This is a genomic window from Citrobacter sp. Cpo074 (assembly GCF_030332745.1).
GTDB lineage: Bacteria > Pseudomonadota > Gammaproteobacteria > Enterobacterales > Enterobacteriaceae > Citrobacter > Citrobacter portucalensis.
Map to the genome: position 1 here is coordinate 106,436 of NZ_JAOWHG010000033.1, position 13,681 is coordinate 120,116.

16 protein-coding genes and 3 tRNA genes are annotated in these 13,681 nt (G+C 50.2%); 5 read left to right on the top strand and 14 right to left on the bottom strand.

Translation table 11 applies throughout. The features are described 5' to 3' along the window. The first annotated feature begins 21 nt into the window (after positions 1-21). Positions 22-1,443 carry an MFS transporter gene (locus OGX83_RS14770; RefSeq protein ID WP_060683679.1) on the top strand — a complete coding sequence of 474 codons (1,422 nt, stop codon included), beginning with the start codon at positions 22-24 and terminating at the stop codon, positions 1,441-1,443. 33 nt (positions 1,444-1,476) lie between these two features. Here the strand turns inward: OGX83_RS14770 and OGX83_RS14775 are convergent, their stop codons facing one another. Then, entirely contained in the window at positions 1,477-2,115 is a 639-nt protein-coding gene (locus OGX83_RS14775) for an RpiB/LacA/LacB family sugar-phosphate isomerase (RefSeq protein WP_003034591.1), read from the bottom strand. A gap of 267 nt (positions 2,116-2,382) precedes the next feature. Between OGX83_RS14775 and yecR the strand changes: the two genes are divergently transcribed. Both yecR and ftnA read left to right on the top strand, forming a co-directional pair. Then, positions 2,383-2,718, top strand: coding sequence for a YecR family lipoprotein (gene yecR / locus OGX83_RS14780; protein ID WP_008785081.1), 336 nt, complete (start codon positions 2,383-2,385; stop codon positions 2,716-2,718). Positions 2,719-2,912: 194 nt separating this feature from the next. Continuing rightward, the gene (gene ftnA / locus OGX83_RS14785; protein WP_003034588.1) at positions 2,913-3,410 is read left to right on the top strand and encodes a non-heme ferritin; all 498 of its coding nucleotides are present in this window, start codon (positions 2,913-2,915) and stop codon (positions 3,408-3,410) included. A gap of 45 nt (positions 3,411-3,455) precedes the next feature. Here the strand turns inward: ftnA and OGX83_RS14790 are convergent, their stop codons facing one another. After that, positions 3,456-3,695: a YecH family metal-binding protein gene (locus OGX83_RS14790; protein ID WP_003034586.1), complete on the bottom strand. Its 240-nt coding sequence runs from the start codon at positions 3,693-3,695 to the stop codon at positions 3,456-3,458. A 225-nt stretch (positions 3,696-3,920) separates the two neighbouring features. Between OGX83_RS14790 and tyrP the strand changes: the two genes are divergently transcribed. Next, positions 3,921-5,132: a tyrosine transporter TyrP gene (gene tyrP / locus OGX83_RS14795; protein ID WP_079934726.1), complete on the top strand. Its 1,212-nt coding sequence runs from the start codon at positions 3,921-3,923 to the stop codon at positions 5,130-5,132. 26 nt (positions 5,133-5,158) lie between these two features. Here the strand turns inward: tyrP and OGX83_RS14800 are convergent, their stop codons facing one another. The 6 genes from OGX83_RS14800 to OGX83_RS14825 all read right to left on the bottom strand — a co-directional run bounded on the left by OGX83_RS14800 (position 5,159) and on the right by OGX83_RS14825 (position 9,170). After that, the gene (locus tag OGX83_RS14800; RefSeq protein WP_003034581.1) at positions 5,159-5,824 is read right to left on the bottom strand and encodes a YecA/YgfB family protein; all 666 of its coding nucleotides are present in this window, start codon (positions 5,822-5,824) and stop codon (positions 5,159-5,161) included. Between the two features lie 209 nt (positions 5,825-6,033). Then, entirely contained in the window at positions 6,034-6,315 is a 282-nt protein-coding gene (locus tag OGX83_RS14805) for a heavy-metal-associated domain-containing protein (RefSeq protein ID WP_003833910.1), read from the bottom strand. Then, on the bottom strand, positions 6,312-6,668 hold the full coding sequence (locus tag OGX83_RS14810; protein WP_003833912.1) for a mercuric transporter MerT family protein: 357 nt from the start codon (positions 6,666-6,668) through the stop codon (positions 6,312-6,314). The genes OGX83_RS14805 and OGX83_RS14810 overlap by 4 nt, the downstream gene beginning before the upstream one ends. Continuing rightward, on the bottom strand, positions 6,646-7,788 hold the full coding sequence (locus tag OGX83_RS14815) for a transglutaminase-like domain-containing protein (protein WP_286588398.1): 1,143 nt from the start codon (positions 7,786-7,788) through the stop codon (positions 6,646-6,648). The genes OGX83_RS14810 and OGX83_RS14815 overlap by 23 nt, the downstream gene beginning before the upstream one ends. A 208-nt stretch (positions 7,789-7,996) precedes the next feature. Beyond that, on the bottom strand, positions 7,997-8,467 hold the full coding sequence (locus OGX83_RS14820) for an SRPBCC family protein (protein ID WP_003833916.1): 471 nt from the start codon (positions 8,465-8,467) through the stop codon (positions 7,997-7,999). A 13-nt stretch (positions 8,468-8,480) separates the two neighbouring features. After that, positions 8,481-9,170, bottom strand: a complete 690-nt coding sequence (locus tag OGX83_RS14825) for a LolA family protein (protein ID WP_286588400.1) — start codon at positions 9,168-9,170, stop codon at positions 8,481-8,483. Between the two features lie 204 nt (positions 9,171-9,374). Here OGX83_RS14825 and OGX83_RS14830 point away from each other — a divergent pair, with 204 nt between their 5' ends. Continuing rightward, positions 9,375-9,719, top strand: coding sequence for a hypothetical protein (locus tag OGX83_RS14830; RefSeq protein WP_032943821.1), 345 nt, complete (start codon positions 9,375-9,377; stop codon positions 9,717-9,719). Between the two features lie 157 nt (positions 9,720-9,876). Here the strand turns inward: OGX83_RS14830 and OGX83_RS14835 are convergent. The 6 genes from OGX83_RS14835 to uvrY form a co-directional block, all read right to left on the bottom strand. Next, positions 9,877-9,963, bottom strand: a tRNA-Leu gene (locus OGX83_RS14835). A 12-nt stretch (positions 9,964-9,975) separates the two neighbouring features. Continuing rightward, a tRNA-Cys gene (locus OGX83_RS14840) sits at positions 9,976-10,049 on the bottom strand. Between the two features lie 51 nt (positions 10,050-10,100). Continuing rightward, a tRNA-Gly gene (locus OGX83_RS14845) sits at positions 10,101-10,176 on the bottom strand. 151 nt (positions 10,177-10,327) lie between these two features. After that, entirely contained in the window at positions 10,328-10,876 is a 549-nt protein-coding gene (gene pgsA, locus OGX83_RS14850) for a CDP-diacylglycerol--glycerol-3-phosphate 3-phosphatidyltransferase (protein WP_003030490.1), read from the bottom strand. A 55-nt stretch (positions 10,877-10,931) separates the two neighbouring features. Then, entirely contained in the window at positions 10,932-12,764 is a 1,833-nt protein-coding gene (gene uvrC, locus OGX83_RS14855) for an excinuclease ABC subunit UvrC (RefSeq protein WP_286588403.1), read from the bottom strand. Further along, entirely contained in the window at positions 12,761-13,417 is a 657-nt protein-coding gene (gene uvrY / locus OGX83_RS14860; RefSeq protein ID WP_006684079.1) for a UvrY/SirA/GacA family response regulator transcription factor, read from the bottom strand. Before uvrY ends, uvrC begins: the two co-directional genes overlap by 4 nt. Positions 13,418-13,681: the final 264 nt, after the last annotated feature.

The following is a 13,681-nucleotide window of genomic DNA, read 5'->3' on the forward strand; positions in this document are numbered from 1 at the left end:
TTTTGAGATGGCAAGCACAACATGAGTGAACATTTAGCGGTTGAGAACAAACGCGGTCTATCCCCGGCTGCATTACTTGTTGCCGGGGCTTTCTTTATGGAGTTTATTGACGGCACGGTGATTGCCACCGCACTGCCCGACATGGCGAAAAGTTTTGGCGTGCAGGCAGTTGACCTGAACATAGGTATCAGCGCCTATCTGATCACCCTCGCGGTACTGATCCCCGCCAGCGGCTGGATTGCGGATCGCTTCGGCGCCAGAAAGGTGTTTACCCTTGCACTGGCGATATTTACTCTCGCCTCGGTTTTATGCGGTTTGTCCGAAAGCCTTGAGAGCTTTGTCGCCATGCGAATCTTACAGGGTGTAGGTGGTGCGCTAATGGTTCCGGTTGGCCGACTCGCGGTATTACGAACCACGCCTAAACATCAGTTGATCACCGCTATTGCGACCCTGACCTGGCCCGCTTTAGTCGCGCCCATCATTGGCCCTCCCCTTGGCGGATTCATTACCAGCTATGCCAACTGGCGCTGGATCTTCTTCATTAATGTACCGCTCGGAATACTGGCGATTGCGCTGGCGCTACGTTTTATCCCGGATATTCATGACGACGAGCGCCGCCCATTTGATATAACAGGATTTATCGCAACCTCTGTTGCGATGGTGAGCCTGGTGTATGCCATGGAGTTACTGGGAACCCAACAGCCTCAGGGCTGGCTGACCGCCGGACTTTTGGTGCTAGGAACATTGACCTTTCTGTTTGCCCTGCATCATTTTCGTCGCACCGCCTGGCCAATGATTCGCCTTGATGCCATGAACGTCCCTACTTTTCGCGTCACCATGTATGGCGGATCGCTGTTTCGTGCCTCTATCAGCGCCGTGCCGTTTCTGCTGCCGTTAATGTTTCAGGTAGGTTTTGGCATGAACGCTTTTCACGCGGGTTCACTGGTGCTGGCGGTATTTGTCGGCAATCTGACGATTAAACCTGCCACCACCCCGTTGATACGCTGGCTGGGCTTTAAGAAGCTGCTGTTGATTAACGGTGCACTTAATGTTCTGGCGTTGCTGGCCTGTGCATTAATTACGCCGCAGACCCCCGTGTGGGTTATTTTGCTGGTGTTGTATCTGGGCGGTGTGTTCCGCTCAATTCAGTTTACCGGCGTCAGCACGCTTGCCTTCGCGGACGTCCCCGCGGCACAAATGAGCTACGCTAATACGCTGTTCAGTACGGCGACACAATTAGCAGTGGGATTGGGCATTTCTTTAGCCGCTATTGGCATCCGCATTGGCGATGTGGTCAGTGAAAAGCTGGCATTGGGCAATATTCCGGGGATCAGTTTCCGGCTGGCCTTTGTCGCTATTGCCATTATTTGTCTGGTAGGTATGGTGGATACGCTACGGCTCACCCGTGATGCAGGAAGCGCAGTATCGAACAGGAACAGGTAGCCCGGAGGGTGAACGCCGCCGGGCCAACAGGATTTAGCCAATCACCTCGCGTACAAACGCTTCGATTGCTTTGTCCTGGCAGTTTTCAAAGAAGCACTGCTGGAAGCGCGGGCCTGATACAGCGGTTTTCACCAGTTCAGGATCGATCGCGCGCAGCGTGTCCAGATAATTTTCTTTTACCACAGCCGCTTTCACCTGATTCAGAATACCGGCGTTACGCACCTGCGGCTCTTTACGCTCCGGTGGGTAGCCTTCACCGTTACGCCCGGTGAACGCTTTTTCAAACATATAGCGCACATTCAGCTCTGCACCCCAGCCAAAACCTTTGGCGAATGCCAGAGAAAGCGCGTTGCCGTTGTTAATTTGAGAGAACAAGAACGCATCTGCAGGATCAAGGCAATAACCACACACCACACCCGGATGGATATTCAGTGACATCATTGCCCCCTGGCCCGTACCGCAACCTGTAACAACAAAGTCTACAGCTTTGGAATTAAGCAGGATGCTGGCCATAATGCCTAAATGGATGTAGGTCAGATGATGATCATTTTCGTCGCTCATCCCAACGTTATAGACCGGAAAACCTTTCTCATCCGCAACGGCTTTAAGCTCATTATGGATGATGGCGTTTTTGCTTGCCTGGCTGTTTTCCATCATCAATGCAATTTTCATTCTGTACTCTCCTGAATGCGCTGCGGTAGCCCGCTGAAAGTCATAACATTCAGCCACATTACTATTTTGCAATCACACTTTCAAATTTAATGAAATTTAGTTTTAAAAAACAAAGTTGCGCTCACATTCCTGTCTGAACAGTTCAGAATTACCTCAAACAAATGACCTCGTTGTGATTAATCGCAGGTGATCTTCGGGCTATTCAAGCCATTGATGAGGGTCTCTGTATGCCATGATAGTGTATCTTCGAACTTTCAGAGCGATCTCATGAAGACCTTTATCCTAGCGCTTTTGCCGCTCATGCTGACAGGATGCACAATTACAAAACAGGCACAGGTCAGCGAAGCCAGCGCCATCACTGGTGTGGTTCGCCTGACTTATAATCAGGCCATGTTACAAACAGCACGTACCGATGACTACGTTACCCAGGGGACAGCCACCAAAGAGTGTCAGCGCCTGGGCTATGCCAGCGCAGAAGCGTTTGGCCAGCCGGTGTCAACCTGTAGCGTGTATGCAGGCTCTCTGTGCTTAAATACCAAAATTACACTCGCCTGGCAGTGTCATGGTGTCGCGGTGCCCCAATCGCCTTCTTTCAATTATTAATATTTCCGACCAGCTCATTTTTGCTGGTCTTTTACCACTTTATTATTTATATCTTCCGTTTAATATCGTTAATGCGTTTTATTCCCATTCGCATTTTTAATAAATAAATTTATTATTTTACCTTTTGCAAATAATTAAATAACAAATTATAGTGGCGCCACGTCAATATATAATAACGTTTGTGGAGCAGAACCATGCTGAAAACAGAAATGATCGACCAACTGAATGAGCAAATGAATCTTGAATTATATTCATCTCTGCTCTACCAACAGATGAGCGCGTGGTGCAGCTATCACAGCTTCGAAGGTGCTGCCGCGTTTTTGCGCCGTCACGCCCAGGAAGAGATGACGCACATGCAGCGTCTGTTCGACTACCTGACCGATACCGGCAGTTTGCCGCGTATTAATACCGTTTCTTCACCCTTTGCTGAATATGCTTCTCTGGATGAACTGTTCCGTGTTACTTACGAACACGAGCAGCTAATCACCCAGAAAATTAATGAGCTGGCACACGCGGCAATGACCCACCAGGATTATCCAACCTTTAATTTCCTGCAATGGTATGTTGCCGAGCAGCATGAAGAAGAGAAATTATTTAAATCTGTTATTGATAAGCTGTCGCTGGCAGGAAAAAGCGGCGAAGGTCTTTATTTCATCGACAAAGAACTGGCTACGCTTGATACACAGAATTAATATTTTAGGGTAATGAAGGCAACCCGCCATCATTACCCCTTGAAATCAGTGACGGCAGATCTTGCTTTCGTGCGTAGAGAAGCCGTCTTCTTTTGCAATAAACTTTCCCTTCGCCGCTAAAAACGCCACCAACTCGCCTGCCGTCATATCCGCCGCAGAACAAGTGTGAAAACGCGCCTGCTCGCCGAAACGTGCCGTAATCGCCGCTTCAAGGCTGGCATTTGAATACTGCTCACCAGATTCAATCATCATGTTAAGCACTTCGTGACCGTGAATAGATTCCATAATACCTCCTTAATAAAGTCCGTAGCCTAATGTGAACCGCACATCGTCGCTTTGCGCTAACGCAGGTTTATCAGCAGATAAATGTCATTTGTTATACATCTTAATGATCACAACATCGTAAACATTAATGTACAGTCGTTGTAACGGTGATTTGACGAAAATAGCGTTTTGCCTTAATCTGCGCCGCAGATATAACCATTGATTATCTCTGGGACAGAGGAAAGCGTGAAAAACAGAACCCTGGGTAGTATTTTTATCGTGGCGGGAACCACGATTGGTGCCGGTATGTTGGCAATGCCGCTGGCTGCGGCAGGCGTGGGGTTTAGCGTCACGCTGGTATTGTTAGTCAGTCTTTGGGCGTTGATGTGCTACACCGCGCTGCTGCTGCTTGAAGTGTATCAACATGTCCCGGCAGACACCGGGCTGGGTACGCTGGCAAAACGTTATCTTGGTCGTTACGGACAATGGGTAACGGGCTTTAGCATGATGTTTTTAATGTATGCTCTGACGGCGGCGTACATCAGTGGTGCAGGTGAACTGCTGGCCTCCAGCATCAGCGACTGGACCGGAACAAATATATCCCCGACAACAGGCGTACTGCTGTTCACCTTTGTTGCCGGTGGCGTGGTTTGTGTTGGGACCTCGCTGGTCGATCTGTTCAACCGTCTGCTATTCAGTGCCAAGATAATCTTCCTGGTGGCGATGCTGGCTCTGTTAATGCCGCATATTCATAAAGTGAACCTGCTTACGCTGCCGCTGCAACAGGGGTTGGCGCTCTCCGCAATCCCGGTCATCTTCACCTCGTTCGGTTTTCACGGCAGTGTTCCCAGTATCGTCAGCTATATGAACGGTAACATCCGTAAACTGCGTTGGGTGTTTATTACGGGTAGCGCTATTCCTCTGGTCGCCTATATCTTCTGGCAACTGGCGACGCTTGGTAGCATTAACTCGACAACATTCATGGGGCTTTTAGCCAATCACGCAGGCTTAAACGGCTTATTGCAGGCATTGCGTGAAGTCGTGGCTTCTCCGCACGTCGAACTGGCGGTGCATCTGTTTGCTGACCTCGCGCTGGCAACCTCTTTCCTCGGCGTTGCATTGGGATTATTTGACTACCTGGCCGACCTCTTCCAGCGCCGCAATACCGTAGCGGGAAGAATGCAAACCGGCGCGTTGACCTTCCTGCCACCGCTGGCATTCGCGCTGTTCTATCCGCGTGGTTTTGTCATGGCATTAGGATATGCGGGCGTTGCCCTGGCGGTGCTGGCGCTGCTCATTCCCTCGATGCTGGCCTGGCAGAGCAGAAAACATAATCCGCAGGCCAACTACCGCGTAGCAGGCGGTGCTCCGGCGCTGGCGCTGGTATTTTTGTGCGGCATTGTGGTGATAGCAGTACAGTTTTCTATTGCAGCAGGATTACTACCAGAAGTGGGTTAAAACAAAGGGGCTTTCGCCCCTTTCTGTTAATGCAAACAGCACTGCTTATATTTCTTGCCGCTGCCACACGGACAAGGGTCATTGCGCCCTACTTTGGCATCCACTTTCACCGGTACTTTGACCGGCGTTTCCTGAGGATGCGCCATCCAGTAAGCATGCAGGTCCAGCGCAGCCAGGCGGATGGCATCCACGCTCTCTTCAAACGCTTCCGGCGTTAGTTTCTCAACCACCGCAAAGTTCTCTTCCGTACCGTGCAGCGCAATAGCTTCAAGTGCTGGTTTTAACGTGTCCGGTAACGCGGACCAGTCTGACAGTGCGACACCGCGCATATAACCAAAGCACCACTCTTCAACGATGGTCAGTTCATGCTCGTCAATTTCACGCAAACCAAACAGCGGCTCAAACTGCTCAGGATATTCATCCAGACGATCGGCCGTATCCGCCATATGTTGAAACGCCAGGTTCATGAAACGCGTCATTTCTTTTTCGGAGGACCAGCGAGGGACATACTGCGCGCCGCCCCAAATTGCGACCAGCCACTGCTCTGGTTCAATTTCATACGGTGAACTCAACACCGCCGTCAGCAAACCATCCAGTTCTGACACATCCAGAATAGCCTTGTCTGTATTGTACTTAGTCAGTACATCATCCAGCCATTCCAGTTCGCTCTCGTTTAATGGTCCCGTTTTCATAACGCTTTTCCTTAGTCAAAAAATCTTGCCTGTGATCATCCTACATGGCTGGAGGGATAACAGATAAAAATGGGCATATGCGGCATATAGCTGCCGCCTGTTCAGGTTAACAGGAAACGAGGGGAATTCCGGAAGTTAACGCACAAAAGAGAACACTAAGCCGCCGGGCATCATACCGGGAAAACACAATAAAACCACCCGTAGGTGGTTTACTGTTGTTCAATACGGTTGAGCGTTGCGGTATAGCCCGTTTTCGCTACCGCGTTAAGTAACGTATCGGTTGGGAAACCTTCTGGCACAATCGCTTCTGCTTGTCGGGTTTTTAGGGAGGATTTTGCTTTAATCACACCATCGGTTTCACGTAGCGCCTGATTGACCGAAATAACGCACAGCGAGCAGGTCATATTTTGTATATCCAGCACCACTTTTTGATTGGCCGCCTGAGCCCACAGCGGCAGCAACAAGCATGCAACTAATGTGAAGATTTTCATTCAAATACCTCATAAAACCAGGCAACGAGCGTTGGATAAAATAGCACCGGCAAAATCAACGCCAGCGCGCACCAGTAGAGAACGCGCGCTTGCTTCAACGTTAACCATCCGGAGCACCACAGCCGCCTGGAAAAATAGAGCCGCCAGAAGACGCGCAGTAATAAGCCCAATGACACCAGCATCAGGGGAATTCGCAAAAACTCAAACTGGGTGAAAACAGCAAAGCTCGCCGCCGAAATACCAAACAACAGATAGAGCAGCGGTCCAACGCAGCATAAGCCCGCGGTGACAGCAGCCGCAGCGGCCGTCAACAGGGTGAGTCCCGCCCCTTTAGCGTTGTTCTGTGGCGACATAGCTGTAGGAGAACGCTTTAGGATCATAGAAATTGATCGGGTCACCATCGACTTCAGCGTAAGGATAGCCAAAGTTGTTCATGGCTCCCTGCTCCGTTGCTGGATACAGCTCGAAATCACGCCCGTAGTTAAATCCAACCCAGTTCATTTCCCAGTTACCAAACAGGTAAGTGTTTACCGCCTGGACATCGGCGTCCTGATGCGACTTTTTCTCTGCCAGACGCATTTTGGTCACATCAGCAGGATCGCACGGTAACCAGCCGTAACCGGCCAGATAGAATTCGGCGCGGCAATGTTGTCCGCCGCTCACATCGGCGACGCCTGCACTGTCTGCTTTGCCAAAAGCGCTTTTCGAGTAACGTTCGAGCTTATTGGCTTTGCCCAGACGGATGCCAAACAGTTCGCGCGCCGGAATGCCGCTGGCCCGCGCCAGAGCCACAAAAACGGAGCTCATGTCGGTGCATTTTCCTTTGAGCTTACCGCTTTTTAAGATCTCCGCCACATCCCCCGTGCCGCAGCCAATGACGTCGTTATCGCGCTCCATATGGCTACTCACCCATTCGTAAATCAGGCGCGCTTTTTTCAGCGGATCCTGCTCATTACCGGTGATTTTACGCGCAGTTTCCAGAACAAGCCCATCAACTGGGGTATGTGTCGTCGGCAGCAGGTACGGTTTTACATCCAGCGGATAAATAATCTGCTCCGGCGCTTGCCAGGTTTTCAGCGCGTCCTGCTTCAGCGGCTCCCAGTCGGCGGTTTCAATGTCGATATCAACGTTAATCAACAGTTCGCCCTGCGAGTCAGGCCAGGTGGCAAACAGCGTTTTCGCGCCATAAGTATTATTAGTGGTAACGTACGCCTGCTTATAGTTTCCGCTAAAGGCAAGCGCCGTCATTTGTTGAAACGCGGTATCTACCGGAAGCGGGATCCACAGTTTTACCACGCCGCTCGATCCCTTAGGAGGGTTAAGTTTATACGTCTGGGATAACACAAAGCGCCGACGCGCGACTGGTGCAACGGATGGTTCAGCGGCTTGAACCGTCTGGCTAATAACCGCAGGACCGACTAAACCGGCGGCGGAAAGGAGAACGCTATTTTTGAGAAATTGTCGACGTTGCATTGCTGTCTGTCCATGTTGTAAGAGTTGGGCTACGGCTAAGAAGGCAAAAACCGTATGCGATCATCACAGCAGACAGACGCTGACATAAAAAGGTGAGCCGATGGAGGTTATTCATCAATAACAGACCTGTTAACTGTGAATGAAATAAGAAACTGCGCGACAGATAGTAAGCCATAGGCAGGCAAAAAGTACAGCAGTGAGGGCGAGTTCAGAAAATATAGACATTCGTTGCCAGTTTGCGGGCTAACCCTCTTGCCCCTTCGCGCATAACCATATCGTGATTCCAGCGAAAAACGGGTGCCGCCAGCGGAGCCAGGTAATTCATCCAGCGGATCGTGGTACGCACATTCCAGTCATATCTGACGATGGTTTCTGCGCCACTGGCAGAAAAAGACCACACGCCTCGCCCTTCAACCGCCCCGCTGGCTTGCCCCTCAAGCAGCGAGCAGGGCAGAATATTCAACACGTTGATATCAAAGGTTAAGCGATAAGGAAGCGCTCCTTTCCAGGTATAACGATGCAGCGCCCCAATGCCCTGTATATCACCTTTTTTAATCTCAACAATGCGTTCCAGACTTTCCCACCATTCTGGCCACTGATCGGGATGAGAAAAAACATCCCATACCTCCTGAATTGAAGCCTCAACCCGCCAGACGGTGGAAAACCGATAGTTAGCCATAATACAGACTCCCTCAAGGCGAGAAGAAATTGGCGGGAAAACGGATGTTAATGGCCATAGCATCCAGAAGCACGGTTTCTAATCGCTGCCCATCTGGCGCATAGCTGATCACTTTGGCAGGGAGTCCGTGATAATTATCCAGCCAGACGTCATAGCGGTGAACACCATCAACCGCCATTGTTCCTGGCCCAACCACAGATACGCGCGTCGTCGCCCGTCCTGCAAGGTTTTCATTACCAACTGTGGTTGTTGTCCCTTCGCGTTGCAGATGACGAATATTGCCCAACAACACGCCGATATCAGAACGATCCACCCGATGACCGCGCTCATCCTGGATCAATGAATTAGTAGGCGACAGGTGCAAAATGGGCAACGAACCCACACCAAATGGCCATAACGTCACTTTACCGCTGACAGGATTAAAAATAAGCACCGCACCTGAATGCGGTTGGGTAAAATCCATCCGCACATACCCAGGCTTTTGAAAGCTATAGCGAATAATTTTGCTTTCATCGGATGGCGACGAGGAGCGCATCATAACCTGATAAGATGTCAGGTTATTAAATGACTGTTGAGAAAACGCGATGGGATCCGTAGCCCTGGCATTCTGCGAAAAGATATCCCCTTCTTCCACCGAATATGCTGCACCACTAAAGGTAAGCAATGCTGCGAACATAACTATCGGAAAAGATGAAATGTTCATAGCAGCCCCCTGAATCAGCACTGTCTGCCAACAGAAGTAATCATCTGTTGGCTGTTTTTATTATAGTTCTTAACTGCGCGGCACTACTCTTCCGGACTTTTAAACACAGTATGGATAGCAGGTTTAAATTATTGGTTTTCTTTTCAGTTAAGATGACAACATAAAGCTATACTTTAATAGCCATGTTTTTTATAGGTATTAATCATGAAACTGCCATCGGTATTTTCATGCGCCGTTCTCATATTACTGCTGCTGGCGTCATCGTCTGCCACAGCCAGCGCGTTACAAAACCAGGCTGTCAGAGAGCAAGAGTTGAGCGAGGCACTTCGAGCTGGTAATGGCGTGATCATCATTGGCGGGACGGATGATTTTGTTTTCACGTTCAGGGCACGAAACCGAATCCACAGACAGCTGGCGATACAGGATGGCTTTGGCGATCCCATCCTGATGAATGGTTTCCAGGACCACAACTATAATCCCGCCCGCGATGGGTTTATCAACAACCCTGCCCGAGGGGGCTTTATGTTTAACGCGCCGATTCGGCGATAGATTGATTAGCAATAGTGAGTATATAGAGGGCAGTTTACGTTTCTGGCAGGTTGCTTGACGCAAGGTATCTATGCTTGTAAAAAAACAGGCACAAAAAAACCACCCGGAGGTGGTTTCACGACACTGCTTATTGCTTTGATTATTCTGTTCTTTCCCATGGTACCCGGAGTGGGACTTGAACCCACACAGCGCGAACGCCGAGGGATTTTAAATCCCTTGTGTCTACCGATTCCACCATCCGGGCTCGGGAAGAAATTGGAGGCGCGTTCCGGAGTCGAACCGGACTAGACGGATTTGCAATCCGCTACATAACCGCTTTGCTAACGCGCCGAAATCTTCTGGCTTTACAGCCGACATCCGCTATTGCCGATGTCTTAAATTTGGAGCGGGAAACGAGACTCGAACTCGCGACCCCGACCTTGGCAAGGTCGTGCTCTACCAACTGAGCTATTCCCGCATCATCAAGTAACTTTGTTAATCACTTGATTTTGTTATCGTCTGGCAATCAGTGCTGCCGTTCGATGCGTTGCATTCTACTTACCTGACGCAATGAGTCAACGATATTTTTCACCACTGACGATCGTTTGCTGAAATTTGCGTCGAAACGATCACTGATCAAGCAAATCTCCACGTGCAGCGCTCAAATACTGGAACATTGACCACAAAGTCAGTATCGCGGCGACGAAGAAAAGTGCGATCCCAGCATACTCTACCCAGATATTTGGACGCCACAGCAGCCAGGCCAGCGCGGCCATTTGCGAAGTGGTTTTTACTTTGCCGATCCAGGATACGGCTACGCTGCTGCGTTTACCCAGTTCGGCCATCCATTCACGCAGTGCAGAGATGATAATTTCACGCGCAATCATTGTTGCGGCAGGAAGCGTCACCCACCAGCTGTGGTAATGCTCTGTCACCAGGACCATCGCGATAGCCACCAGCACTTTATCAGCGACCGGATCGAGGAAGGCGCCAAAACGCGTGCTTTGGTTCCAGCGGCGCGCCAGAAAACCGTCAAACCAGTCAGTGACCGCTGCAATACAGAAGATCAGCGCACAAACAAAGGGAGCCCAGGTGAATGGCAGGTAAAAAGCCAATACAAAGAATGGGATCAGGATGACGCGAAACAGCGTGAGCAACGTAGGGATATTAAATTGCATATGACGGATAACTATCTGTTGTCAGTGAAATTACCCCTATGTTGCTACAGAGGGCCTAATGTTTCAACGAGTAGAAGATCTTTTCTGCCAGAGCTTGCGAAATACCCGGCACTTTTGCAATTTCTTCGATACTTGCGTTACGAAGGCCTTGCAAACCTCCCATATATTTCAACAACATCTGGCGACGCTTTGGCCCGACACCTTCGATGGTCTCAAGCGTGCTGGTGCTTTTCACTTTCGCCCGCTTTTTACGATGCCCGCTAATCGCATGATCGTGAGATTCATCGCGGATATGCTGGATAACGTGCAATGCAGGCGAATCCGGCGGCAGGCTAAAGCCCTCACCTTCCGGCTCAAAGAACAGCGTTTCCAGGCCTGCTTTACGATCGGCCCCTTTTGCCACCCCCAGCAAGAGTGGGTGCTGTTTGTCCCAGGGAACATCCAGCTCAGCAAAAACGGCTTTCGCCTGCCCTAACTGACCTTTACCGCCGTCGATCAATATGACGTCCGGAATCTTACTTTCTTCAATCGCCTTACCATAACGCCGACGCAAAACCTGATTCATCGCCGCATAATCATCACCCGGCGTAATGCCGGTAATGTTGTAGCGGCGATACTCTGCGCGCAGCGGGCCATTGGCATCAAAGACCACGCAGGAAGCTACCGTCTGTTCACCCATCGTATGGCTGATGTCGAAGCATTCCATACGCTTCACCGCAGGTAACTTCAACACCGATGCCAGCGCCGTCAGACGTTGCGTAATCGTCGACTGCTGAGAAAGTTTTGTGGTGAGCGCCACTGCCGCGTTGGTCCGCGCCAGCTTGAGATAACGTGCGCGATCTCCTCGCGGTTTCGTCTGCACGTTAATCTTTCTGCCGGCCAGTTCAGACAGAGAGTCTGCCAGCAGGGTTTTATCGCTAAGATTAAAATCGAGCAGGATCTCCCCGGGTAAGGTACGCATCTGGCTCCCCTGCAGATAAAACTGCCCGACAAAGGTTTCGACGACCTCGCCGAGTTCCGTGCCACCGGGTACTTTCGGGAAATAGCTGCGGCTGCCCAGCACTTTACCCTGGCGAATAAACAGAACGTGCACACAGGCCATACCGGCGTCAAACGCCACGCCAATGACGTCCAGATCATCTCCGGTATTAGAGACAAACTGTTTTTCTGTCACGCGGCGTACGGCCTGAATTTGGTCACGAATGCGCGCAGCCTCTTCAAACTCGAGATTTTGGCTGGCCTTTTCCATGCGGGTGATCAGCTGCGTTAATACCTGATCGTCTTTTCCGGACAGGAACAGACGAACATACTCGACCTGCTGAGCATACTCTTCCTCACTCACCAGACCCGCGACACACGGACCGAGACAGCGGCCAATCTGATATTGCAGACAAGGTCGAGAACGGTTGCGATAAACGCTGTTTTCGCACTGGCGGATAGGAAATATTTTCTGCAACAGCGCCAGCGTTTCACGCACCGCATAACCGTTAGGGAACGGTCCAAAGTACTCGCCTTTGGCATGCTTTGCCCCGCGATGCATCGCCAGGCGCGGGTGGGTATCGCCGCTAAGGAATATAAAAGGGTAGGATTTATCATCGCGCAGCAATACGTTATAGCGCGGCTGATACAGCTTGATGTAGTTGTGCTCAAGCAATAACGCTTCGGTTTCAGTGTGCGTCACCGTGACATCAATCTGCTGGATTTGCGTGACCAGCGCTTCGGTCTTGCGTGACGCAAGATTACTACGGAAGTAGCTGGAAAGCCTTTTTTTCAGGTCTTTCGCTTTCCCGACATAGATAACCGTCCCGGCGGTATCATACATACGATAGACGCCGGGCTGACTGGTCACGGTTTTCAGGAACGCTTTGGCATCAAACTGATCGGTCACTGGCTTGTTAATGTCTCCGCATTACACAGGCCATGGCGAATTGCCAGGTGAGTCAGCTCAACATCGCCATGAATGTTTAATTTACTGAACATTCGATAGCGATAGCTGTTCACCGTTTTAGGACTAAGATTCAGCTGTTCTGAGATCTCATTGACCTTCTGACCTTTGGTGATCATCAGCATAATCTGCAACTCGCGTTCAGACAAACTGGCAAACGGGGTTTCCGTTTTCTCAGGCTCAATCTGGCTGAGCGCCATTTGCTGAGCGATATCGGAGGCAATATAACGCTGCCCGGAATAAACCGAACGAATCGCACTCACTACTTCCTGGGGGGCGGCGCCTTTGCTGAGATACCCTGCCGCACCTGCCTGCATAACTTTTGCAGGTAATGGGTTTTCGGTGTGTACCGTCAGCATGATCACTTTAATGTCTGCCGTGGAACGCGCAATTTTGCGGGTTGCTTCCAGACCGCCAATACCGGGCATATTCATATCCATCAGCACAACGTCAACGGAATTTGAGCGGCACCATTTTACCGCATCTTCACCGCAGCACGCTTCGCCGACAACTTTTATGCCTTTTATATCTTCCAGAATGCGTCGTATCCCTGCGCGCACCAGTTCGTGGTCATCAACAAGAAAAACGTTGATCAAAGGAATATCTCCAGAATAGGGATAACGCTACCGATAGTTAATCGGCCCTATGTTAACGGGTTTTATCTCAACTTTGAAATGTAAAAAACGTCCGACTTTCGATTTTGCTCTCGTTTTTGGAAATTAGATTGTACGACGAGTGGAAACTTTCAGTCCTGACAGCCTTCTGCCACGGTTATATCTGCATAGCTGTTTCAGAATAGTGACAAAAAATTCATATTCCCCCGCTGAATGCAAAATAGGCAGTCAAAGTTGTAACAATAA

Bases quoted from the DNA above. Each gene is read 5' to 3' on its own strand.
- OGX83_RS14770 (WP_060683679.1), top strand. From the start codon at position 22: ATGAGTGAACATTTAGCGGTTGAGAACAAACGCGGTCTATCCCCGGCT.
- OGX83_RS14775 (WP_003034591.1), bottom strand. From the start codon at position 2,115: ATGAAAATTGCATTGATGATGGAAAACAGCCAGGCAAGCAAAAACGCC.
- yecR (WP_008785081.1), top strand. From the start codon at position 2,383: ATGAAGACCTTTATCCTAGCGCTTTTGCCGCTCATGCTGACAGGATGC.
- ftnA (WP_003034588.1), top strand. From the start codon at position 2,913: ATGCTGAAAACAGAAATGATCGACCAACTGAATGAGCAAATGAATCTT.
- OGX83_RS14790 (WP_003034586.1), bottom strand. From the start codon at position 3,695: ATGGAATCTATTCACGGTCACGAAGTGCTTAACATGATGATTGAATCT.
- OGX83_RS14800 (WP_003034581.1), bottom strand. From the start codon at position 5,824: ATGAAAACGGGACCATTAAACGAGAGCGAACTGGAATGGCTGGATGAT.
- OGX83_RS14805 (WP_003833910.1), bottom strand. From the start codon at position 6,315: ATGAAAATCTTCACATTAGTTGCATGCTTGTTGCTGCCGCTGTGGGCT.
- OGX83_RS14810 (WP_003833912.1), bottom strand. From the start codon at position 6,668: ATGTCGCCACAGAACAACGCTAAAGGGGCGGGACTCACCCTGTTGACG.
- OGX83_RS14815 (WP_286588398.1), bottom strand. From the start codon at position 7,788: ATGCAACGTCGACAATTTCTCAAAAATAGCGTTCTCCTTTCCGCCGCC.
- OGX83_RS14820 (WP_003833916.1), bottom strand. From the start codon at position 8,467: ATGGCTAACTATCGGTTTTCCACCGTCTGGCGGGTTGAGGCTTCAATT.
- OGX83_RS14825 (WP_286588400.1), bottom strand. From the start codon at position 9,170: ATGAACATTTCATCTTTTCCGATAGTTATGTTCGCAGCATTGCTTACC.
- OGX83_RS14830 (WP_032943821.1), top strand. From the start codon at position 9,375: ATGAAACTGCCATCGGTATTTTCATGCGCCGTTCTCATATTACTGCTG.
- pgsA (WP_003030490.1), bottom strand. From the start codon at position 10,876: ATGCAATTTAATATCCCTACGTTGCTCACGCTGTTTCGCGTCATCCTG.